Annotated in this window: 25 protein-coding genes; 12 read left to right on the top strand and 13 right to left on the bottom strand. The window is 41.1% G+C overall.

Annotated features, from left to right (window positions below; genetic code table 11):
* The 4 genes from AM629_RS09910 to AM629_RS09895 all read right to left on the bottom strand — a co-directional run.
* The coding region (locus tag AM629_RS09910; RefSeq protein ID WP_054478500.1) for a DUF1240 domain-containing protein at positions 1–390 on the bottom strand (390 nt) is incomplete at its 3' end.
* Between the two features lie 37 nt (positions 391–427).
* Positions 428–829 carry a DUF1240 domain-containing protein gene (locus tag AM629_RS09905; protein ID WP_235525443.1) on the bottom strand — a complete coding sequence of 134 codons (402 nt, stop codon included), beginning with the start codon at positions 827–829 and terminating at the stop codon, positions 428–430.
* Positions 822–1,691 carry a hypothetical protein gene (locus tag AM629_RS09900; RefSeq protein WP_072161859.1) on the bottom strand — a complete coding sequence of 290 codons (870 nt, stop codon included), beginning with the start codon at positions 1,689–1,691 and terminating at the stop codon, positions 822–824. Before AM629_RS09900 ends, AM629_RS09905 begins: the two co-directional genes overlap by 8 nt.
* 44 nt (positions 1,692–1,735) lie before the next feature.
* Positions 1,736–1,936 (bottom strand): hypothetical protein, encoded by a 201-nt coding sequence (locus AM629_RS09895; protein WP_054478496.1) that lies wholly within the window; start codon positions 1,934–1,936, stop codon positions 1,736–1,738.
* A gap of 390 nt (positions 1,937–2,326) precedes the next feature.
* Here AM629_RS09895 and AM629_RS09890 point away from each other — a divergent pair, with 390 nt between their 5' ends.
* Positions 2,327–2,806 carry an Hcp family type VI secretion system effector gene (locus tag AM629_RS09890; protein ID WP_054478494.1) on the top strand — a complete coding sequence of 160 codons (480 nt, stop codon included), beginning with the start codon at positions 2,327–2,329 and terminating at the stop codon, positions 2,804–2,806.
* 570 nt (positions 2,807–3,376) lie between these two features.
* Here AM629_RS09890 and AM629_RS09880 read toward each other — a convergent pair.
* On the bottom strand, positions 3,377–4,474 hold the full coding sequence (locus AM629_RS09880) for an ISAs1-like element ISPlu18 family transposase (protein WP_054478490.1): 1,098 nt from the start codon (positions 4,472–4,474) through the stop codon (positions 3,377–3,379).
* A 197-nt stretch (positions 4,475–4,671) separates the two neighbouring features.
* Between AM629_RS09880 and AM629_RS25235 the strand changes: the two genes are divergently transcribed.
* The 4 genes from AM629_RS25235 (at position 4,672) to murP (ending at position 8,303) form a co-directional block, all read left to right on the top strand.
* Entirely contained in the window at positions 4,672–4,752 is an 81-nt protein-coding gene (locus tag AM629_RS25235; protein ID WP_420806667.1) for a helix-turn-helix domain-containing protein, read from the top strand.
* Between the two features lie 11 nt (positions 4,753–4,763).
* A complete protein-coding gene (locus tag AM629_RS09875; RefSeq protein ID WP_054478489.1) occupies positions 4,764–5,834 on the top strand; it encodes a PDDEXK nuclease domain-containing protein in 1,071 nt (356 codons plus the stop codon).
* Positions 5,835–5,915: 81 nt separating this feature from the next.
* Entirely contained in the window at positions 5,916–6,821 is a 906-nt protein-coding gene (gene murQ / locus AM629_RS09870; protein WP_054478487.1) for an N-acetylmuramic acid 6-phosphate etherase, read from the top strand.
* Positions 6,822–6,851: 30 nt separating this feature from the next.
* Entirely contained in the window at positions 6,852–8,303 is a 1,452-nt protein-coding gene (gene murP, locus AM629_RS09865) for a PTS N-acetylmuramic acid transporter subunit IIBC (RefSeq protein WP_054478485.1), read from the top strand.
* A gap of 20 nt (positions 8,304–8,323) precedes the next feature.
* On the opposite strand, the gene AM629_RS09860 is transcribed toward murP, so the two are convergent.
* Entirely contained in the window at positions 8,324–8,932 is a 609-nt protein-coding gene (locus tag AM629_RS09860) for a LysE family translocator (RefSeq protein ID WP_054478483.1), read from the bottom strand.
* 102 nt (positions 8,933–9,034) lie between these two features.
* Between AM629_RS09860 and AM629_RS09855 the strand changes: the two genes are divergently transcribed.
* The 3 genes from AM629_RS09855 to AM629_RS09845 are packed head-to-tail and all read left to right on the top strand — an operon-like array spanning position 9,035 to position 11,118.
* Entirely contained in the window at positions 9,035–10,015 is a 981-nt protein-coding gene (locus AM629_RS09855; RefSeq protein WP_054478482.1) for a hydrolase, read from the top strand.
* On the top strand, positions 10,012–10,230 hold the full coding sequence (locus tag AM629_RS09850) for a YheU family protein (protein ID WP_054478480.1): 219 nt from the start codon (positions 10,012–10,014) through the stop codon (positions 10,228–10,230). Before AM629_RS09855 ends, AM629_RS09850 begins: the two co-directional genes overlap by 4 nt.
* 18 nt (positions 10,231–10,248) lie before the next feature.
* Positions 10,249–11,118 carry a phosphoribulokinase gene (locus AM629_RS09845; protein WP_054478477.1) on the top strand — a complete coding sequence of 290 codons (870 nt, stop codon included), beginning with the start codon at positions 10,249–10,251 and terminating at the stop codon, positions 11,116–11,118.
* Positions 11,119–11,243: 125 nt separating this feature from the next.
* Here AM629_RS09845 and AM629_RS09840 read toward each other — a convergent pair whose 3' ends face one another.
* The gene (locus tag AM629_RS09840; protein WP_054478475.1) at positions 11,244–11,651 is read right to left on the bottom strand and encodes an OsmC family protein; all 408 of its coding nucleotides are present in this window, start codon (positions 11,649–11,651) and stop codon (positions 11,244–11,246) included.
* 321 nt (positions 11,652–11,972) lie between these two features.
* Here AM629_RS09840 and crp point away from each other — a divergent pair, with 321 nt between their 5' ends.
* Complete coding sequence (gene crp, locus AM629_RS09835; protein ID WP_004240730.1) at positions 11,973–12,605, top strand: cAMP-activated global transcriptional regulator CRP; 633 nt, start codon at positions 11,973–11,975, stop codon at positions 12,603–12,605.
* Positions 12,606–12,654: 49 nt separating this feature from the next.
* Here the strand turns inward: crp and argD are convergent, their stop codons facing one another.
* Together argD and AM629_RS09825 are read right to left on the bottom strand one after the other, a co-directional pair.
* A complete protein-coding gene (argD, locus tag AM629_RS09830; protein ID WP_054478474.1) occupies positions 12,655–13,866 on the bottom strand; it encodes a bifunctional acetylornithine/succinyldiaminopimelate transaminase in 1,212 nt (403 codons plus the stop codon).
* 123 nt (positions 13,867–13,989) lie between these two features.
* Complete coding sequence (locus AM629_RS09825) at positions 13,990–14,565, bottom strand: aminodeoxychorismate synthase component II (protein ID WP_054478472.1); 576 nt, start codon at positions 14,563–14,565, stop codon at positions 13,990–13,992.
* 242 nt (positions 14,566–14,807) lie between these two features.
* On the opposite strand from AM629_RS09825, the gene AM629_RS09820 reads away from it, so the two are divergent.
* A complete protein-coding gene (locus tag AM629_RS09820; protein WP_054478469.1) occupies positions 14,808–15,158 on the top strand; it encodes a YcgJ family protein in 351 nt (116 codons plus the stop codon).
* Between the two features lie 115 nt (positions 15,159–15,273).
* Here AM629_RS09820 and ppiA read toward each other — a convergent pair whose 3' ends face one another.
* Positions 15,274–15,843 carry a peptidylprolyl isomerase A gene (gene ppiA / locus AM629_RS09815; RefSeq protein ID WP_036772934.1) on the bottom strand — a complete coding sequence of 190 codons (570 nt, stop codon included), beginning with the start codon at positions 15,841–15,843 and terminating at the stop codon, positions 15,274–15,276.
* A 306-nt stretch (positions 15,844–16,149) separates the two neighbouring features.
* On the opposite strand from ppiA, the gene yihA reads away from it, so the two are divergent.
* On the top strand, positions 16,150–16,782 hold the full coding sequence (yihA, locus tag AM629_RS09810; protein ID WP_054478466.1) for a ribosome biogenesis GTP-binding protein YihA/YsxC: 633 nt from the start codon (positions 16,150–16,152) through the stop codon (positions 16,780–16,782).
* A gap of 79 nt (positions 16,783–16,861) precedes the next feature.
* Here yihA and spfP read toward each other — a convergent pair whose 3' ends face one another.
* The gene (gene spfP / locus AM629_RS25385; protein WP_438361642.1) at positions 16,862–16,909 is read right to left on the bottom strand and encodes a small protein SpfP; all 48 of its coding nucleotides are present in this window, start codon (positions 16,907–16,909) and stop codon (positions 16,862–16,864) included.
* A 605-nt stretch (positions 16,910–17,514) separates the two neighbouring features.
* On the opposite strand from spfP, the gene AM629_RS23390 reads away from it, so the two are divergent.
* Positions 17,515–17,724, top strand: coding sequence for a hypothetical protein (locus AM629_RS23390; protein ID WP_235525442.1), 210 nt, complete (start codon positions 17,515–17,517; stop codon positions 17,722–17,724).
* 89 nt (positions 17,725–17,813) lie between these two features.
* Here the strand turns inward: AM629_RS23390 and polA are convergent, their stop codons facing one another.
* Positions 17,814–20,603, bottom strand: a complete 2,790-nt coding sequence (gene polA / locus AM629_RS09805) for a DNA polymerase I (protein ID WP_054478464.1) — start codon at positions 20,601–20,603, stop codon at positions 17,814–17,816.
* 378 nt (positions 20,604–20,981) lie between these two features.
* Entirely contained in the window at positions 20,982–21,605 is a 624-nt protein-coding gene (gene dsbA / locus AM629_RS09800) for a thiol:disulfide interchange protein DsbA (protein WP_054478506.1), read from the bottom strand.
* Position 21,606 lies beyond the last annotated feature (1 nt).

Genomic DNA, 21,606 nt, shown 5'->3' with positions numbered 1-21,606 from the left:
ACATAGTTTGATATCTTTTACATAGGTATTTGGTGACATCCAGGATATTCTTGGACATACTAAATAGCCATCATTTTTTAACTTATAATTCACATACAAAGATGTAGGAAAACTTAAAACAATTGCAACAATAGCTATCGAACAAAAATATTTAACAAAATTATCATGATGCTTTGGATAATGTCCAGTCACAGTAACAAAAACAATAAAAAATGTAGCATAAGAGATCAAAGGAAAAGAAAAAAATATTATAACAACACCACCTGAGAATGTTATTTTCTCACTCATTCTAACTAAAGAAATCAAATTTTCTCCGGTTGAAAAAAAAGCAAATAAAGATAAAAGAAAAATAGCAAGAGAGCCGATGATATATATAATCTTTTTCCCCATAATAACCCCAGCTATGAAGAAATTAAATAAAAAGATATTAGCCACATAGTTTAATATCTTTTACATATTTATTCGGCGACATCCAAGATATCTTTTGGCATATCAAGTAATTCTCACTCCTCAGTTTATAATGCACATAAAAAGATATAGGAAAACTCAAAAAAAATGCAACAATAGCTATTCCACCTAGATATTTAATATAAGCATCATGATACCTTGGTATACGCGTTGTTAAATTTAAATAAATAGAACAAATCAAGAAATAAAAAACCAACGGGAAGAAAAAAAACGCAATTATTATCCCATTGGAAAAAGAGATTACCTCAGCCATTGTAATCAATGAAAATAGACTATCAACAGAAGCAAACATACCCAAAGATACTAAAGACAATACAAAAACCGCCAAGATAATATGAATTATTTTTCTTTTTTTATCCACGACTATATCTTCCAAAATCATGAAGAACCTTATTTAAATTAGCCTCAGGGGTTCTTTCTCTATTATAAACCTCTTTTATTAAATCAATAACCTTCTTATTTATACCATATTTATCATCTAAATAATTTAGCCCAATAGTAACAAGCAGACCAACTCCAAAAATTATACCAGCTACGACAATGATGCTAGCACCTGCCGCCAAAAAAGATGAAAGAACAATACCTATAGCCCAAGAAGCAAAGGCTATTACTGCCGTCTTAGCCAGATCCACAGCAATATTACCTAGAAAATCAGCCAGAGTGTATTCGTCCTTAAATATAAGCTCAACCGTTCGATAAGCCGCAGAAAAGAATATACTGAACTTCATTCCCTTAACTATGCCACTATTCAGTCCTTGCTGCCCAATCCCCATAGATACCACCTTCATGTTAGAAGCTTTATATCTTGAAGCAGTAATGATCTTTCTAACTCCTGCATAACCTGATATTTTAATATATCTGTTTCCATCCTTACCCACATACTCTGTTGCTTTAATCCCTAATCTTTTAAATTCCCCTATAACATTAAAGAGATCAAAAGAATCATGAATGTTACCTGCATAGGGTGATATGGGATCGGTAATCTCAAATATTTTCTTTACAAATGGACTTTTGGGTTTTGGCGAATCAATATCTTCCAGCACATCTTTCGCTTCATCTAACGATAGCAACGCAATATAGGTTGTATTCTCTCTTAACTGCTTTTCGAGACCAATGGCATCAAAGAATTCATGCTGAGGTTTTAATTGGTTAATCCCAACCTGACCTCTCAGGAAATCCCCCATATAGCCTTCCGGCGAGGGGTTGTATTTTTTATATGTCATCGTAAAACCCTTTTCACATTGTCTTAAAACCAAAAATTATCACATCAGTGTTTAACCGCCGGAGTTTCCAATTTGAGAGAAAGAACACGACCATCTGAAGCTCTCATATTGAGAGCCTGAGTTTCAGTTGACGACATCAATTGAAAACATAGCATCATCATTAGTGCCAATTTCTCCTCTGAAACTACTGGACTATTCACTAATGCATTATCTAGTTGTTGTAATAACTGTTCTCTCTCGTCCATACGGTTAAACTCATTAATCATTAAGAATTAGTATATAACACTATATTACATAAGAAACAGCCATGTCTATTATATAATAGCAAAGCATTAAATAAATGCGGAGCATCCGCAGTTGATGTTGCATAACACAAAAATAACACCTGACCAATAAGTATGAAAATGATAATTATAAAGCGATCGGAATATTTTAAATTTCGTTTTATAAGAATTGATATAGCAAAACCCATGCCATAGAATAAATATGTAAACCGGGTAAAGCCTTCTTGATTTGGGAAATAAATTCGATATTGAACTATTAGTTTTTTATATTTTAATGTTATGGTTGTAGTTCCGTAACCTGAGCAAATAGCTTCAGGTCCTTTAGATAAAGCACTTGTATGGTAATTATTTATGTCTTATATGATTTACTTGTCATTAGATGGTAAGAAACAAGGTTTAATTTCTGCTGGTTGTTCAACTCTAGATTCTATAGGAAACCGATACCAAAAAGGGCACGAAGATCAAATACAGGTCTTGAGTTTAAATCACACGCTAACTCGAGAACAACATGTCGATCATCACCCAGTCCAGTTCATCAAGCCAATAGATAAATCATCCCCATTATTATCAATCGCAATCTCTTCAAACGAACTACTGCATGCGGTTTTTGTCTTTTATCGAATAAACTCCGCCGGGAAATTAGAACTTTTCTATGAAATCAAATTAACAGAAGCAAGCATTATTGACCTTTCTTGTTCCTATCCACATTCGATAAATGATAATGACATGATGCCGTATGAGAAAGTCTTTCTCAAATACAAATCTATTTCCTGGAATCACGTAATCGCCGGTACATCTGCCTATAGTATATGGGATGATAGAGTTTATTGAAAATAAGCTAATAGTATATAAATATCCAAACCGCTGACAAACCTTGTTTAAAAGGGCGAGGTTTGTTTTTTTATTATGGGAAATGTTCTCCCCATTAGGACAATTTGATCGTCCACAGAGGCGGTATTTTTAACATGACGGCAAGCTCCGTCTGGTGAACGAAACTTAATTGAAACAATATATCAGATAGAAAAACACTACTTTGCCAATAATCTGTAAACTTATATTTTACATTTATTTGTCAATTTTACTGGAACGCGATATTCAAAAACAAGAAGAACGAGTTGATATTTATGTATCAAAGAAAAAGAATCTGATTTATATTAGCCAATGGGTATTTTATCCCTTTGTAAATAATGTAGAATACCAAACAGAAGCCCGTATGTTGATGTATTTTGGGAACTTCTATCTAGAAGTTCCCAAAATACATATTCATAATGTAACCATTTATAAATTAATAGCTTATACCCAATAGATTTCAAGATGCATCGCGACGGCAAGGGAGCGAATCCCCAGGAGCATAGATAACTCTGTGACTGGGGCAGGGCGGGATTCCACTTTGTATTTAATTTAATCAAAGATAAGTTGACTACGGAATTCCCCTGACCAAATGGCTCTTCGACGTTTAGCCGCCTGACTGTCTTTTATACTGGTATTCTGTTTAATCACATTTAATGCAATTCGGTTAAAAAGCGCCATTTGTGCAGCCCCATCAGGATCTTTGAGTGAGATAGCATCTTCTCGAAAAGTGACATCTAATACCCAATGCAGCTCGTTTTCTACCGACCAGTGCCTTCTTATTGCCTTAGCCACGATTTCCGCCTCCAACGGTAGCGAGCTGACATACCAGCGTGAATCACGATGGGGAGGCTGACCTTTTACGCTTCGTTCACTGACGACTTCAATCACACTTTGTATTGAAGGCCATTGCCGCCGAAGGACCTCCGGTAATACGGCACGAATTTGCATGACATGCCGAAATTCTGTCCGTCCATGACCGCTATTTTTCTGCGTAAATTCAACAAGCTCATCACTCTCATAATGCGAAGCAAAATACGATTTGACCCATTCATGGAGGGTCTTTTGATTGCCTTTGAGACCGACAATAAAATCACCGCCGCGCTGAGTAATTAATGCAAGGGTTTCTTTCTGGCAATGTAGGGCATCCATAGTGACAATCGCGCCATCAAGCGCCAGTAATTCAATCAAGTGTCTGGCAACCGGACCTTCCTGACCTTTGCTTTCGGCTGCCTGATGGTATAGGGCTACACCGGATTCAACATCATAAGCACTGACCACATGCAGGGCTTCAAATAATGTCCCCTTACAGGTTCCTCTCAAGGTTTTTCCATCAATGGCGATAAGACTTTTTCCTGCCCTGACCCGACGCTGGTTGATCCAGGCATAAAAGGCTTCAACCAGTGCATCTTGCTCTATCATTTTGATAATATTAGCAATACAGTGACGACGGGGAATACCGTGAGTAAAATGCGTGTATTGTTTAAGCCACTCGCTCTGTAACTCACCAAATTCCTGAATCGATTTCCAGCCAGAAGCGCCGCATAATACAGCGGAGAAGGCTAAAAAAATCACATCCATTAGCTCATGTTTTTTATTGATGTCAGAACGGGGGTCTTCTATCTTGCTGATAAAATTAAAAATACTCATTATTAGGATCGCTTTTTTATGGAAGAGAGAGATCTTAACGTTTTAATGAGAGAAATGCCTATAAAAAGTCATATTCTGATTTTTATTTAACTAAAATAACCTTATTAAAAATGTGAGATCTCACCCTGGTGACTGGGGTGAGTGAGTGCAGCCAACAAAGAGGCAACTTGAAAGATAACAGGTATATATTTATTTAACTGAGTAAGGGTTTTGGCATTTCTACTATTGTCCAGCAACTGGGTATCAGCCGCTGCACCGTCTACAACATACTGAAATAAGCAAGATAATCATGACATCAGAACTACAAATTTACACCTCGTTACTCGCCGATGTAAAGGAACGGATACGTAGTGGTCAGCTCAGAGCTGTTCAGTCCGTCAATGCTGAACTGATCCAGATGTACTGGGACATTGGTCACATGCTCCATGAATGTCAGAGGCAACAGAAGTGGGGGGCAAGGATCATCCCGAAGCTAGCACGAGATATTGCTAATGAATTACCAGAGGTCAAAGGCTTCTCAGAACGGAACTTGAAGCGTATGCTGCGTTTCTACCGGGAGTACGCCTTTCCTCCGGAGATGAAACAACAAGGCAGCATCTATTCCTCCGGAAAGCCGGTATCGGCAATTGTGCCACAAGCTGTGACACAATTGCCTTGGGGTCACAACATTCTGCTGATTGAGCGGATAAAAGATCAAACTGAACGATTCTGGTATGCAGAACAGATTCAGATACAGGGGTGGAGTCGTGACTCCCTGATTCAGATGATCAAAGGCAATTCCTATGCCCGGCAAGGCTCAGTTGTCAGTAACTTCAAGAACCGGTTATCCGTATCTCAGTCTGAATTGGTACAGCAAACCCTGAAAGACCCCTATGTTTTCGATTTTCTCACCCTATCAGAACCCTTCAAGGAACGGGAGCTGGAAATGGGGCTGCTCAAACACCTTGAAAAATTCCTGCTCGAACTCAGAGAGGGCTTCGCTTTTGTCGGGCGCCAATATCGTATTACCGTAAGCGAACAAGATTACTACATTGACCTACTTTTTTATCATCTGACTTTGAGGGCTTTCGTTGTGATCGAGCTGAAACGAGGGGAATTTAAACCTGAACATGCCGGTAAGATGAATTTCTATTGCTCGGTAGTCGATGAAAAGCTGCGGCATTCCACTGATCAACCTACCATAGGCTTGATTTTGTGCCAGACCAAAGACCAGATATTGGCCGAATATGCTTTGCGCGGTATTCAAAAGCCAATTGGAATTTCAGATTACGAATTAACCCGCGCATTGCCAGAAGACTTGAAATCCAGCCTGCCAAGTATCGAGGAACTAGAGGCTGAACTATCACAACCATCGACATAGGAGCATCAGCGCCATAATCAAGCCCTTTAAATCTTTGTACATTTCACGCTATCTGCCTTTTATATCCCCTTGGAAAACAATATGAAAATCAATCTCAACAATATGGTCACCGAAAGCCGCAATCCAGCCAGCGCCAACATTGATACTTTGCCAACCCTTGAGATGCTAAAACTCATTAATGATGAAGATAAAAAAGTCGCACTGGCCGTAGAGCAAACTTTGCCACAAGTCGCGGAAACAGTAGACAAGATTGCCGAAGCTTTACGTCAGGGAGGCCGTTTAATTTATATCGGTGCGGGTACATCAGGCCGGTTAGGGATTCTAGATGCCAGTGAATGTCCACCCACTTATGGCACCAGACCGGAACAAGTGGTTGGCTTGATTGCCGGAGGGCATCAGGCCATCTTGAGGGCTGTTGAAAATGCAGAAGATAACTGGCAATTGGGCGCAAACGATCTTAAGGCGCTACACTTTAACTCAAAAGATGTACTGGTTGGTATTGCCGCAAGTGGTCGTACACCTTATGTGTTGGGTGCAATGGAGTATGCGAAATCGGTTGACGCCACCGTCGCCGGTATCAGTTGTAACCCTGATAGTCCCATGACACAGGCCGCCGATATTGCTATCACCCCCGTCGTTGGGCCGGAAATCGTTACCGGCTCATCACGCATGAAAGCAGGTACTGCACAGAAACTGATCCTGAATATGTTGACCACCGGTGCCATGATCCGTACAGGTAAAGTTTACGGCAACCTGATGGTGGATGTAGAAGCGACAAATGCCAAACTGGTTGAAAGGCAGAAAAATATCGTTATGGCCGCCACAGAATGCAACCGTGAACAAGCTGAGCGAGCATTAGCTGAATGTGATGGACATTGTAAAACCGCCATTGTGATGATTCTGGCAAGCATAGATGCTCAACAAGCAAAGGCGTTACTGGATAAAAATCATGGTGTTATTCGTCCGGCAATCTTAACGGTTCGGTAACAAACTCTCTTCCGTGAAGGAATAAATAAGATGGCTAAGATTAATCAGGCAATAGTTGTTCAGATCCTTAAAGCTATCGGCAATGCCGGTAATGTTATCCAATGTGGCAACTGTATGACTCGCCTGCGGCTAACCCTACGCGATCATACTCAAGTAGATAAAGCAGCGCTGAAACAGATCGCCAGTGTGCTGGGTATTATTGAAAGCGATAATCAGTGTCAAATCGTACTTGGACCGGGAAAAGCGCAAGCTGCGGCTGACATAATGAACAAATTGCTGGAATCTTCTGACCATCCTCAACAATCGGAACAGCATAGCGCTGATTTAACCCATATTGCCTCCGCTAATAAAAAACAGCTTAAAGAGAAACAAATTAGTGCTATACATAAATTCCTGACGAAATTCGCCACTATTTTTACCCCACTCATCCCCGGTTTTATTGCCGTTGGCCTACTGCTGGGATTTGCCACCTTACTTGAACAAATCGCCATTCAAGGCGTTAAATCCCCTAATACGGTATTGGTTGAAATCATCGGCTATATGAAAGTATTCAGTAAGGGAATGTTCAGTTTCCTCAGTATTCTAATTGGCTATAACGCGCAAAAAGCATTTGGTGGCTCTGGTATAAACGGCGCGATTATCGCCTCACTGTTTGTGCTGGGCTATAACCCGGATGCCACCAGCGGTTTTTATTCTGGCATCTCCACTTTCTTTGGTTACAGTATCGATCCACGCGGTAATATTATCGGCGTTCTGATCGCCGCTATTCTGGGAGCATGGGTAGAACGACAGGTTCGTAAGGTAATTCCAGACAATCTGGATATGATCCTCACTTCGGCTATTACCCTGCTGATCATGGGAGCCATTGCCTTTACTGTTATTATGCCGCTGGGAAGTTATCTATTTAATGGCATGTCATGGTTGTTTCTCCATCTCAACGGTAACCCTTTTGGTACAGCGATATTGGCAGGGCTATTCCTACTCGCGGTTATGTTTGGTGTTCATCAGGGGTTTGTTCCGGTCTATTTCGCGCTTATGGATGCACAAGGTTTTAACTCTCTGTTTCCAATCCTTGCCATGGCAGGCGGCGGACAAGTTGGCGCTGCTCTGGCGCTATATATAAAAGCTAAAAAAGATTCTCTGCTACGTACTCAGATAAAAGGTGCCATTATTCCAGGCTTTCTCGGTATCGGTGAGCCGTTGATTTACGGGGTAACACTGCCACGAATTAAACCCTTTATTACCGCTTGCCTGGGAGGCGCTGCCGGTGGTTTCTTTATCGGTCTGGTCGCTTATTTAGGTTTACCCATTGGACTGAATACGGTTTTGGGTCCATCTGGATTGATCGCACTGCCGTTGATGACCTCCAGCAACGGAATTTTTGTCGGCATGGCAATTTATGCAGCGGGGATGATGGTGGCTTATCTCAGTGGTTTTGTGCTGACGCTGCTATTTGGCTGTAAAAATGTCAATTTAACCTAAAATTAAATTAATGGATTGAATTACCCAATCCAAATCAATGGCACACAAGCTGCCGTCAATATTCCCATCATGATATTGAAAATAAACCAAGCATGACGACTACGCAGTAATGTTCCAATCAACGAACCAAAACCCGCCCATACGATACTGCTCAGGAAACTTATTAATACCATTGCGCCACTAATAACGATGATGGAATAGAGATACTGTTCACCAGCAATACTGTAGCTGCCAACCGATCCTAATCCCATTAACCAAGCTTTCGGATTCAGAAACTGTAATAACCAGCCCTGATACCACCGCACCGGCTTTATAACAGCACTACCTTTGGTATCCAGACGCCGGTAACTGGCGGTTACCGTTTTCCATGCCAACCACAGCAAATAGAGGCTACCCGCAATTTTCATTATCGTGTGAATAGCTGGATAAACCAATAGTAACGCAGCTATACCGAATGCTGCCAAATACAAAATCGTCTGCATTCCCAGAAGAATGCCGAATATCAGTCCCAAAGAGCGGATAACACCAAAATTAGCCCCCGATGACGTCAGCAACATGTTGTTTGGACCAGGCGTAATAGAAGAAATAAACAAAAAAGTTGTTAATGAAAAAATTAAGCTTGCTGTCATGAATAGTTACCTTTCATCCTGAATAATGGCGTTTCCCTTTCACAGAAAATATCAGTATGTTATTCATCATACAATATAACTAATCATTAAATCGGAACCATTATGTCTGATATCTTTCGTCCTCTAACCGGAGTCAGTAATCCACATTTGCAAACATTACTTCCGCGTTTGATGCGGTGGTATCCTACATTGCAACCATACTGGCAACGACTTAATCTGCCCGATAACGATTTTGTTGACCTGGCATGGAGTGAAGATCCGACAACTGCGGCCCACAAGCCACGGTTGATCCTGTTTCATGGGCTGGAGGGTAGTTTCAATAGCCCTTACGCCAACGGTTTGCTCCATATCTGTCAGAAAAAAGGCTGGCTTGGTGTTGTCATGCACTTCCGTGGGTGCAGTGGTGAACCAAACCGCCAGAAACGTCTCTATCACTCAGGCGAAACAAACGATGCCCGTTATTTTTTAAACTGGCTGAAACAGACCTACGGTGATGTACCAACCTCAGCTGTGGGTTATTCAATTGGTGGTAATGTACTGGCCTGTTATCTGGCAGAAGAAAAAACAAATGCCCAAGTCAATGCTGCGGTCGTTGTCTCCGCGCCTCTGATGCTGGAAGCCTGCTCCAACCGGATAGAAAGAGGATTTTCTCAAGTTTATGAGCGCTATCTGCTTAATAGCCTGAAACGCAATATTACTCGCAAATTGCTACGCTACCCAAATTCACTGCCAATCAATCTGTCTCAGGTAAAAAAATTGAAACGCATTCGGGAATTTGATGAAATTGTAACCGCAAAGCTCCACAATTTTAAAGATGCAGTAGACTACTATCGCCAGTGCAGTGCACTGCCACGTCTGCCTGACATTACTGTGCCACTGCTGATTATTCATGCCAAAGACGATCCCTTTATGTCGCCAGAAGTTGTCCCTGATCTCAAAACTCTGCCTAAGAATATTGAATATCAAATGACAGAACATGGTGGACACGTCGGCTTTGTCAGTGGTTCTCTGAAGAAACCACAAATGTGGCTGGAACAACGTATTCCAGGTTGGCTGTCATCTTATCTGGAGCAACCGCAATGATTATTCCGTGGCAACAACTGGAACCAGAAACTCTGCTAAATTTGATAGAGAGCTTTGTCCTGCGGGAAGGTACTGACTATGGCGAACATGAAAAATCGCTTGAGCAGAAAGTCACTGACATACGCCGTCAGTTAGAACGAGGAGATGTTATGCTGGTGTGGTCTGAACTGCATGAAAGCATCAATATTATGCCGAAAGAAATGTTCGATTCTTAACATTATGGAGTTTACTGTATGTCCGCCAAACATCCGATTATTGCAATTACCGGCTCTAGCGGCGCCGGAACAACAACAACGAGTTTAGCTTTCCGTAAAATTTTCCAGCAACTTAATATCAGTGCGGCGCAAATAGAAGGGGACAGTTTCCACCGTTACACCCGCCCTGAAATGGATGCTGCGATTCGTAAAGCCAAAGAACAAGGCAGACATATCAGTTACTTTGGGCCAGAAGCCAATGATTTTGGCATGCTGGAAAAAACCATGATTGACTATGGTGAAACGGGTGAAGGCCGTCGTCGGAAATATCTTCATACTTATGACGATGCCGTTCCTTACAACCAGCTACCCGGTACATTTACACCATGGGCATCCTTACCCAAGCAAACCGATGTGCTGTTCTATGAAGGTCTACATGGTGGCGTTGTAACACCACAACATAACGTTGCCAGCCATGTCGATCTGCTGGTAGGAGTAGTGCCGATTGTCAACCTTGAATGGATACAGAAACTTATCCGTGATACCGGGGAACGAGGACATTCACAAGAAGCGGTGATGGATTCTGTTGTTCGTTCTATGGATGATTATATCAATTACATTACGCCACAATTTTCGCGAACACATATCAACTTTCAACGTGTCCCTACCGTGGATACCTCCAACCCATTTTCAGCCAAAGCCATTCCATCATTGGATGAAAGTTTCATTGTCATCCGTTTCCGTGATCTGACTCAGATTGATTTCCCGTACCTGTTATCAATGCTACAAGGCTCATTCGTTTCAAGTATTAATACCATTGTGGTTCCAGGCGGAAAAATGGGATTGGCAATGGAATTAATTATGACGCCATTAGTACAACGATTGCTGGAAGGGGAAAAGATTTGCTGATCAGAACCTGGGATAAATGTAAAAAATCCAGTCTCTGAATTCACATCTTTACATTATTCAGTTAATAAAACAGGTAACTGAAATGTTAGTTACCTGCCGTTATTTTTTAATCAATAAATAATATCTTAATCTGCATCTTTAATTTCAAAACTGTGGGTGATTTCAACTGACTTTCCCAGCATCAACGAAACAGAGCAATATTTTTCTGCGGAAAGTATAACAGCACGTTCAACCGCTTTATCTGTTAAATCTTTGCCTGTCACAATGAAATGCAGATTTATATGAGTAAACAAGCGTGGCGCTTCTTCACGACGGCGGGAAGTTAATTTTACCTCACAATCTATTACGTCATATCTACCTTTCTGCAAAATAGAAACAACATCAATCGTACTGCAACCACCCGCTGCCATTAATACCATTTCCATTGGGCTTGGTGCCTTATCGCCGGCATTTCCATCCATCATTATCTGATGACCCGAAGACGACTCCCCCAAAAGAGATAACCCTTCAACCCATTTTACCCGTGCTTGCATAATCCCCCCTTAAACCATTTTTTGCATTAAAGCCTACCCTTTCGGTATTAAACTGGCAATCTAATGCGCAGTTCATGATGCTGAAACAATACAAGACAAGACAGAAACCTTTTCCTGTGCTACAAACAGAAGCAGGTCAGGTATATATTAGGTTAGGATCAATACTCAGGGTTCAAATTTTAGATAACCTATATAAAACTTTCACCTGTCGGTTTTTCGACAAACTAATATGTTAAGCTAGTGTCTTTATAAGCCAGCCTGATGAGAAACTTTTAGATTCTCATGTTATTTAGGCAGCGATAACAACAGAGGATGAAGCGAATGGTTCTCGGCAAGCCACAAACAGACCCCACTCTTGAATGGTTTTTGTCACACTGCCATATTCATAAATATCCATCTAAAAGCACGCTTATTCATCAAGGCGAAAAAGCAGAGACGCTTTACTACATCGTAAAAGGCTCTGTTGCAGTTTTGATTAAAGATGAAGAAGGCAAAGAGATGATCCTCTCCTATTTAAATCAGGGAGATTTCATTGGCGAACTTGGATTATTTGAAGAAGGGCAAGAGCGTACAGCCTGGGTACGGGCTAAAAGTGCCTGTGAAGTGGCTGAAATTTCCTATAAAAAATTCCGCCAACTGATTCAGGTCAACCCGGATATTCTAATGCGTTTATCTGCCCAAATGGCAAGCCGTTTGCAAACGACTTCTGAGAAAGTCGGTAATCTAGCCTTTCTGGATGTTACCGGCCGTATTGCTCAGACCTTGCTGAATTTGGCAAAACAACCAGATGCTATGACCCACCCGGATGGGATGCAAATCAAAATCACACGTCAGGAAATTGGCCAAATTGTTGGCTGTTCCCGTGAAACGGTTGGTCGTATCCTGAAAATGCTGGAAGATCAAAACCTGATTTCCGCACACGGCAAAACAATTGTTGTTTACGGTACACGTTAATACCTGATGAATCAGCGCATTATATTTGCGCTGATTTTTCTTGTATTCGTTATACTAACTGGCTAATCGTCTTTTCCAACCGTTCCATTCCCTGAGCAATCTCTTCTTTACTGATAATCAACGAAGGTGTGAAACGCAGTACATCACTGCCAGCACTCAGCAACATTAGCCCATTTTCAGCAGCCAGTTGCAGGATATCTTTAGATTTTCCCTGATACTGCCCTTTTAGTTCCGCACCAATCAGTAATCCTTTTCCACGGATCTCACCAAATACGGAATATTGCTGATTAATATCGTTCAAAAAATTCACAATTAAATTATGACGTTTTTCAACCCCATCCAGAACCTCTGGCGTATTGATAATATCAAACGCAACATTTGCGACTGCACAAGCCAGCGGATTACCACCGTAAGTCGTACCGTGAGTTCCCGGCACCATAACCGAGGCAATATTCGCGGTGGTCAGCATAGCACTGACAGGAAAACCATTTCCTAGTGCTTTCGCTGTGGTGATAATATCCGGTGCAACATCATAATGCATATAAGAAAACAGTTTGCCGGTACGTCCCATCCCACTTTGTACTTCGTCAAACACCAGCAGCACCTGATGTTTATCACAAAGCTCACGCACCCCATGAATAAACGCAGATGTTGCAGGAGTTACTCCCCCTTCTCCCTGAACAGGTTCCAATATAACCGCACAAGTATGGTCATCCATGACTGCCTTTACCGCCTCTAAGTCATTAAAAGGTACATGAATAATATCTGCGGGTTTTGGCCCAAAACCATCAGCATATTTTGGCTGACCACCAACAGAGACAGTAAAAAGGGTACGACCATGAAATCCCTGATGGAACGCAATAATTTTGGTTTTATATGGGCTGTGACGGGTAATGGCATAGTGACGAGCCAGTTTAAATGCAGCTTCATTCGCTTCTGCACCTGAATTAGCAAAAAATACCCGTTCAGCAAACGTAGCATCAATCAATTTCTGCGCCAATATTAAAGCCGGTTCATTGGTGAAAATATTACTGATATGCCAAAGTTTCTCTCCTTGCTGCTTCAAAACATCAACCAACTCAGGGTGACAATGTCCCAAAGCCATAACAGCAATACCACCCGCAAAATCAATGTATTCCTTCCCTTGTTGATCCCATACACGACTACCTTGCCCTTTCACCGGTATAAACTGTGCCGGTGAATAGATTGGCAACATGACTTGATCGTAGGTATTTCTATTTACTGCGGCATGTTCTGTCATTTTCCCACCCGATTTTTATATATACATTATTTAAAAGTGAAAATATAATCACAAAATACGCATAAAAAATCAAAGATGGGCCAATGAAAAAGATGAATAAATGAAGAAATTATTGGTATCTGGTTAATATCTAAGGAAGTTTCTCAGTAGCTGATGCCCTTGCTCGCTGAGAATACTTTCTGGATGGAACTGCACACCTTCCAGAGGCAACGTGCGGTGACGAATTCCCATGATTTCATCTACATTGCCGTCATGCTGGCTCCATGCAGTCACCTCAAATGAAGCAGGTAATGTTTCCGCAGCAATCACCAATGAATGGTAACGGGTAACCGTTAATGGCCGATTAAGACCTTTAAACACACCTTGCTGATTATGATGAATAGCAGAAGTTTTCCCATGCATGACTTCTCTAGCTTTTACTACACTGGCACCAAATGCCTGTCCAATTGCCTGATGTCCAAGGCAAACACCCAAAATCGGCAACTGCCCCGCAAAATGCGAAATCGCAGTCAGAGAAATGCCTGCTTCATTTGGCGTACAGGGGCCTGGGGAAATAACAAGATGAGTGGGAGCTAATCTCTCAATATCCTCAAGCAGTAATTCATCATTGCGCTTAACTAAAACATCTATTCCCAATTCACAAAAGTATTGATATAAGTTATATGTAAAAGAATCGTAGTTATCTATTATTAATAACATAGGAAACAATCCTACTCATTTATCGCTGTATTTGCTGTCCTGCCACTCCTGCAATTTATTTATCATGAACAACATGACTTTCAGGTAAAACGGCCTAACGACAACGGGGCGGCTATCATAGCACATCAACATTTGTAGCATAGCACAACAAAATCAATGGCTATCTTTTACTCAATCAACTTACCCTCAAACCTACAAAACATATGCTCTATTTTGATATTCCATAAGTAAAGGTAATTGTTATGAAGACAAAACTGATTATAGCATCTCTTTTTCTACTGTCCTTCCCCACGCTAGCCACAACTAAGGCTGCCAATATTTTCTTCCCAGTAAAAGGCGTGATTTGCGATAAAAAAGGAAAATATTGCGCTGATCAACAAGGTGTGTCGGTAAAATTAACCGAAAAGCATTTAGGAAAAAAAGCAGCAGAACACCTGAAAAATGAGATTGGTGATGGTAAAGATATTGACTTTTCGTCATTCACTTTAAGTAATGGTGTACACTGCGAGAATAAAGAGAAGCAATGCTACAAAGATAGATATTTTCCACGAACCGAAGTGAATAAAGAATTTACCCAAAAGATGTATGAATAATGGCGAAATTGGCCTTCATTCATTCAATGAAGGCCACATTTTTAATCAGATGTAAGTTAACCAAAAGACTAAAAACTGCCGCAACCACCGTAATAGTTCATGTCTCAGAAAAAAATTAGGGGATAATTTCAGCAGATAGGATAACCACGGGTTTAACTGGTACATTCTGGTATGGACCGACATTTTCAGTTTTCACCTGAGAAATTTTATCTACAACGTCCATACCTTTTACGACCTTACCAAATACTGCATAACCAAAATCACGCTGACCATGATCAAGAAAAGCATTATCCGCTACGTTGATAAAGAATTGGCTAGTGGCACTGTCTTTATCGGCGGTACGCGCCATAGAGATAGTTCCACGTAAATTACGCAGCTTATTATCTGCCTCATTTTTAATTGGCGCTTTCGTCGCTTTCTGCTGCAAGTCTTTGGTAAAACCGCCTCCCTGAACCATAAATCCAGGGATCACCCGATGGAAAATTGTATTGTTGTAATAACCCTCATTAACGTATTCAATAAAGTTTTTGGTTGTAATCGGTGCTTTCTGACTATTTAATTCCAGTTCAATATTACCCTCTGTTGTCGTCAGCTTTACATGAGTTTCACCCGCAGCTAAAGCCAGAGGTGCCATTGCGCTCAGAGAACATGCAGTTACAAGCGTCACTAAAATACGTTTAAACATTCTGGGTTCCTATACTATTAAGGTCAACAACACAAGCTGAATCAATTCTAATAATCTCCTCAGCATCGTGCTCAATATTTACTTACATTTACGCTATCAATCGGATGGTGCTTTAGATAAGAATTAATCTTCTCACAATAGGTCAGATTTTATTTCCCAAATAGAGCAGTCACTGACGGCAAAATAGCGGGTTTGACTCAGTCCGTCAGAAATATGTCATTATTTTTAATTCTGTCAACAAGCAGCGGCTATCGGTATAATCCTCTTTGCCATATATTCAGTGCATTTCTCAGGGAGATAATCATTTTGACCATCAAAAACTACAACTATCATATGACCCGTTTTATCACGAGCGCACCTGATATTCGCCATTTGCCTCAGGATGTGGGCATTGAAGTCGCGTTTGCCGGTCGCTCGAATGCAGGTAAATCCAGCGCTCTGAATGCCCTGACAAAACAAAAAAGCCTCGCTCGTACCAGTAAAACACCAGGCCGTACCCAACTGATCAATTTATTTGAAGTCGAAGAAGGCATTCGCTTGGTTGATTTGCCAGGTTATGGTTATGCTGAAGTACCAGAAGAGATAAAGCGTAAATGGCAAAAAGCACTGGGTGAATACCTGCAAAAACGCGAATGTCTACTTGGACTCGTCGTGTTGATGGATATTCGTCACCCACTGAAAGATCTTGATCAACAGATGATCCAATGGGCGGTAGCCATGAATGTACCGATTATGGTGCTGCTGACTAAAGCCGATAAATTGACATCCAGCGCCCGTAAGAGCCAATTGATTAAAATACGTGGAGAATTAGCAAATCTTAATGGGGATATTCAGGTGGAATACTTCTCTGCCTTGAAAAAGATCGGGATTGATAAGTTACAGCATAAACTAGACATATGGTTCAACCAAGCAGCTGTTCAGATTGAAAGTGACATCTAATCCAACCTTTCCTTATCCTAATATAATTAAATGCAGATAAAAAAACGCCCCAGTCAAAATTGACTGGGGCAGCTAATATTCAGCTAAATCCGATTACGTGAAGTAAAAGGTCTGAAAGATAGAACATCTTACCTCTGTACCCTACGCCGACAACTCTACCTTATTTTATTTCTCAGAAAAAGCTTTTTTGTAATTTATTTTCAATGATTATCTCGATTCAGCTGCGGATTTTGATTCTTTTATCGCCATTAACTGTAGTTTAATTACATATTTATGCGATCTAGATCTAATATGTATCGAACAACACAATGGCCTACATCTTACGAGTACAAAAATCATTACATTAGTTATATTTAGTTTACAGAAACACCTATGCTCATCCCATCTGATAACTGCTTTGCATTACCCATACATACATCTAACGAGTAATATTAATTAATGAAAAAATGGAAATTACCCTGTTTCATCTACAGCTGAAACCATTTTTCACCATTGTCAATGAAACAGTGAATAATGTATAAAAAATATTCCATTAATGGAATAAAATGATGACAAGAACACATCTCTAACCGGCCACTCAATTTCTGACTTTTATTACACTTTTTAAATTTACCTATTAATATTAATTAGTGAAAATATAAAATCCAAAAAATAACATAATATAGTTATTTTTCGGTTAAAAATCCCCATTATAAAGCATAAATCACCATAACGATTTCTCAGCGGACACGGATGTCGGAAACCGCCCCACAGAAGGGAATAATGAATACAACATCTACAACAATAAAGATAACACTGTCGTCGCTAATGAAGCCGCCGCAGCCAGGTTCCACCGGCAATTGCCCAATTACAGGATATCGTCAGCCTGACTGGAACAGGAAATACATTCGCCGCTTGGCGGGCAGATGGTCGGAGAGTAGCGTGGGGAGGCTGGGAGAATAAACCACGAGGTGAATACAATGAGTTAGTTGAAATTAAAAAAGGCTGAACCAAATATCTCGGTTCAGCCTATCGCTTATTAAGATGGCATATTAGTGGGCTTGATCCCAATTGTCACCGATACCCACATCTACTTTTAAAGGGACATCAAGACCCAAACTCTTCTCCATCAATTCACGAATTTTCTGTTCTGCACTTTCAAGTTCTGATTCATGAACCTCAAATACCAGCTCATCGTGAACCTGCATGATCATACGAACTTTTGGCTTTTCACTAATAATCCAGTTATCCACCGCAATCATTGCTTTTTTGATGATATCCGCCGCAGTTCCCTGCATTGGCGCATTAATAGCTTCACGCTCTGCTGCCTTACGACGCATACCATTGCGAGATTTGATATCTGCCAAATAAAGACGACGACCATCTAGCGTTTCAATATAACCCTGTTCTTCCGCCTGTTCGCGGGTACGCTCCATATACGCCAATACGCCCGGATAACGCTCAAAATAGAGCTCCATATAACGCTGGGCTTCACCGCGTGGAATACCTAACTGACGGGAAAGGCCAAATGCACTCATACCGTAGATCAAACCAAAGTTAATCGCCTTAGCACTACGGCGCTGCTCACTGGTTACCTGTTCCAGTGGCAAACCAAAAACTTCTGCCGCCGTCGCCCGGTGAATATCTTGCCCTTCAGCAAAAGCCTTCAACAGCCCTTGATCCTGAGACAAATGAGCCATAATCCGCAACTCAATCTGAGAATAGTCAGCGGCCATAATCCGATAACCTTCAGGAGCCACAAAAGCCTGACGAATGCGGCGACCTTCTTCATTACGGACAGGAATATTTTGCAGATTAGGATCACGCGAAGAGAGACGCCCAGTTGCTGTTACTGCCTGGTGATAGGAAGTGTGAACTCGTTTGGTCAGCGGATGGACCATCTGCGGCAATTTATCTGTGTAAGTGGATTTCAGTTTCGCCAACCCACGATGCTCTAAAATCACTTTCGGTAATGCATGGTTATCCGCCAACTCTTCTAGCACCTCTTCATTAGTAGATGGTGCACCACCTGGCGTTTTCTTCACTACCGGTAAATGCAATTTTTCAAATAATATCGCTTGTAACTGTTTTGGCGAAGCCAGATTGAAAACCTCACCAGCCAATTCATGTGCTTCTTTTTCCAATTCATCCAAACGAATAGTAATCTCTTTTGAATGCTCAGCCAGAATATTTGAATCAATCAGTACACCTGTACGTTCCATACGGGAAAGTACCATTACCAGTGGCATTTCTGTTTTCAGGAATACTTTTTCTAGCGTCGGTGCTTTCTGCAATTGCGGCCACATAGCCTGATGGAGCAACAAAGTCACATCTGCATCTTCGGCGGCATACATTGCGGCCTGTTCCACCGGAACCTGATTAAAAGTGAGCTGATTTTTACCTTTACCGGCAATCTCTTCAAAAGTCGTGGTCTTATGATTCAGATGACGTTCAGCCAGACTATCCATATCATGCCGCCCCATACCTGCAACGCTGTTGAGCACATAAGATTCCAACATAGTATCGTAAGCAATACCTTGCAACTCAATGCCATAGCGAACCAGAACGCCACGATCGAACTTAATATTTTGACCGATTTTCAGTAGGTTGCTATCTTCAAGCAGCGGTTTTAATGCTGCCAGTACCGCATCTCTGTCAAGCTGCTCTGGCGCACCCAGATAGTCATGTCCCAGAGGCAGATAAGCCGCATCTCCGGCAGTAATCGCAAATGACATACCCACCAGATTCGCTGTCAAAGTATCCAAGCTGTCAGTTTCGGTATCAAAAGCGAAAACCGACGCTCTTTTAAGCTTCTCAATCCACTCATCAAAGCTTTTCTGATTGAGAATAGTTTGATAATTATCGGTAGAGAGTGTGGTCGAAACAGATGTATCCTCAGCCGGAGATGATTCATCATTGCCAGTAGATGCTGATTTTTTACCTTTAGCTGCCAACCAATCGCCATTTGCCACATCACTCAACCAACGTTTGAATTCATAACGGGAAAACAGCTCATGTAGTTTCTCTGTATCCGGTTCTGCAACTGATAGAGCAACACAGGTTTTATCCAATTCAACATCGGTTTTAATTGTTGCCAATTTATAAGAGAGATAAGCCACATCTTTATGCTGTTCCATCTTATTCGCCAACGTTTTTGCTCCCCGGAAATTCAGCCCCGCAATTTTATCCAGATTGGCAAAGATATCATCCATACCCCCAATCCCTTGCAATAATCCCAGTGCCGTTTTCTCCCCTACACCCGGTACACCAGGAATATTATCTGAAGAGTCTCCCATCAATGCTAAAAAATCGATAATCAACTCTGGCGGTACACCATACTTCTCAGCCACTTCTTCCGGTCCCAGAATGGTGTTATTCATGGTATTGATCAGAGTGATATTCGGCGTTACCAATTGCGCCATATCTTTATCACCCGTGCTGATAAGCACCGCACGGCCCTCTTTTTCCGCCTGTAACGCCAAAGTCCCAATAACATCATCAGCTTCTACTCCCGGAACCACCAGCAATGGTAATCCCATAGCTTCTACCATCTGATGCAACGGTTCTATCTGCGCACGCAAATCATCCGGCATAGGAGGACGATGGGACTTATACTCAGCAAACAATTCATCACGAAAAGTTTTACCTTTGGCATCGAATACCACCGCTACATGGCTCGGTTTATATTGCATGACCATACTACGCAGCATATTCAATACGCCATACATAGCTCCGGTAGGTTCACCTGCACTATTGGTTAGTGGAGGGAAAGCATGATATGCACGATAAAGGTATGAGGAACCATCAACCAAAATCAGGGGATTGTCTGCTATCTGAGCCATAAGTCTTCTTCATTTATCTGTTACAGGTGTAAAAGAATAGGATGCCACAGCAAGGAGCAGGAAACGAATTTTGTATGAACTTTCTTTACTGAGAACAAATTCAGATATTCATATCTTGCTATAAATTCTGTGGATAACTTTGTGTATAGATATTATAGGTTTTATTTTAATATTGATCGTTGATAAAAAATACTTATCAACTGCGTGTAAAAATCAATGACTTATAACCTGAGTCATTAAATTGTCATATTACCTTATAGATCACAGAGTTGTGGATATAACCCGAGTTTGTCTTATAAAAAAGTCTTTCTAACCTGCATTGTGCCAAAGCTTTTCACTTTGGCACATACCTATATTATTCTATTTCAGTCGTTAACATTATTTCTTATTTAACAAAAAGTTAACAACGTCCGAATATGATTTCGCATAATGATCATCAGAAGTTGCATCGATACCGTTATTTCTCACCATATATTTGCCGTTAACAAACATTGCTGGTACACCACGCAGTTGCAAATCCTGAGCAGCTTTTTGCTGCTTAACAACTAAGGATTTCACAACAAAACTGTTCATAGCCGCATCATAGTCTTCAGCCGTCACCCCAACGTTGATAAAAGCATTGCGAATATCGTTCGGAGTTTTAATAGCATGGGTTTTCTGAAGGCCCTCAAATAGGGCCAGAGTCACTTTATCTTCAACACCCATTGCCATTGCAACTGCCCAGGCTGTCGTCAATTCTTTACCCAATGGCCCTAAAAAATCCACATGATAACGGACAAGTTTTGTTCCTACTGGCAAATTCTGTTTCACAGTCTGAGGAACTTTCAAAATTTCTTCAAATTGATAACAATGAGGGCAATAGAAAGAAAAGAATTCCAGAACCTGTGGTTGATCTGCCACCGGCGATTTTAATTCAACAAACTGTGTCCCTTCAGTGAAACTGACCGCTGATGCACTAAATGCCATCACCATTCCTACTAAAAATAACCAAAATTTTTTCATA

This window comes from Photorhabdus heterorhabditis, from assembly GCF_001280945.1.
GTDB lineage: Bacteria > Pseudomonadota > Gammaproteobacteria > Enterobacterales > Enterobacteriaceae > Photorhabdus > Photorhabdus heterorhabditis.
This window is presented reverse-complemented; position numbering and strand designations above follow the sequence as displayed.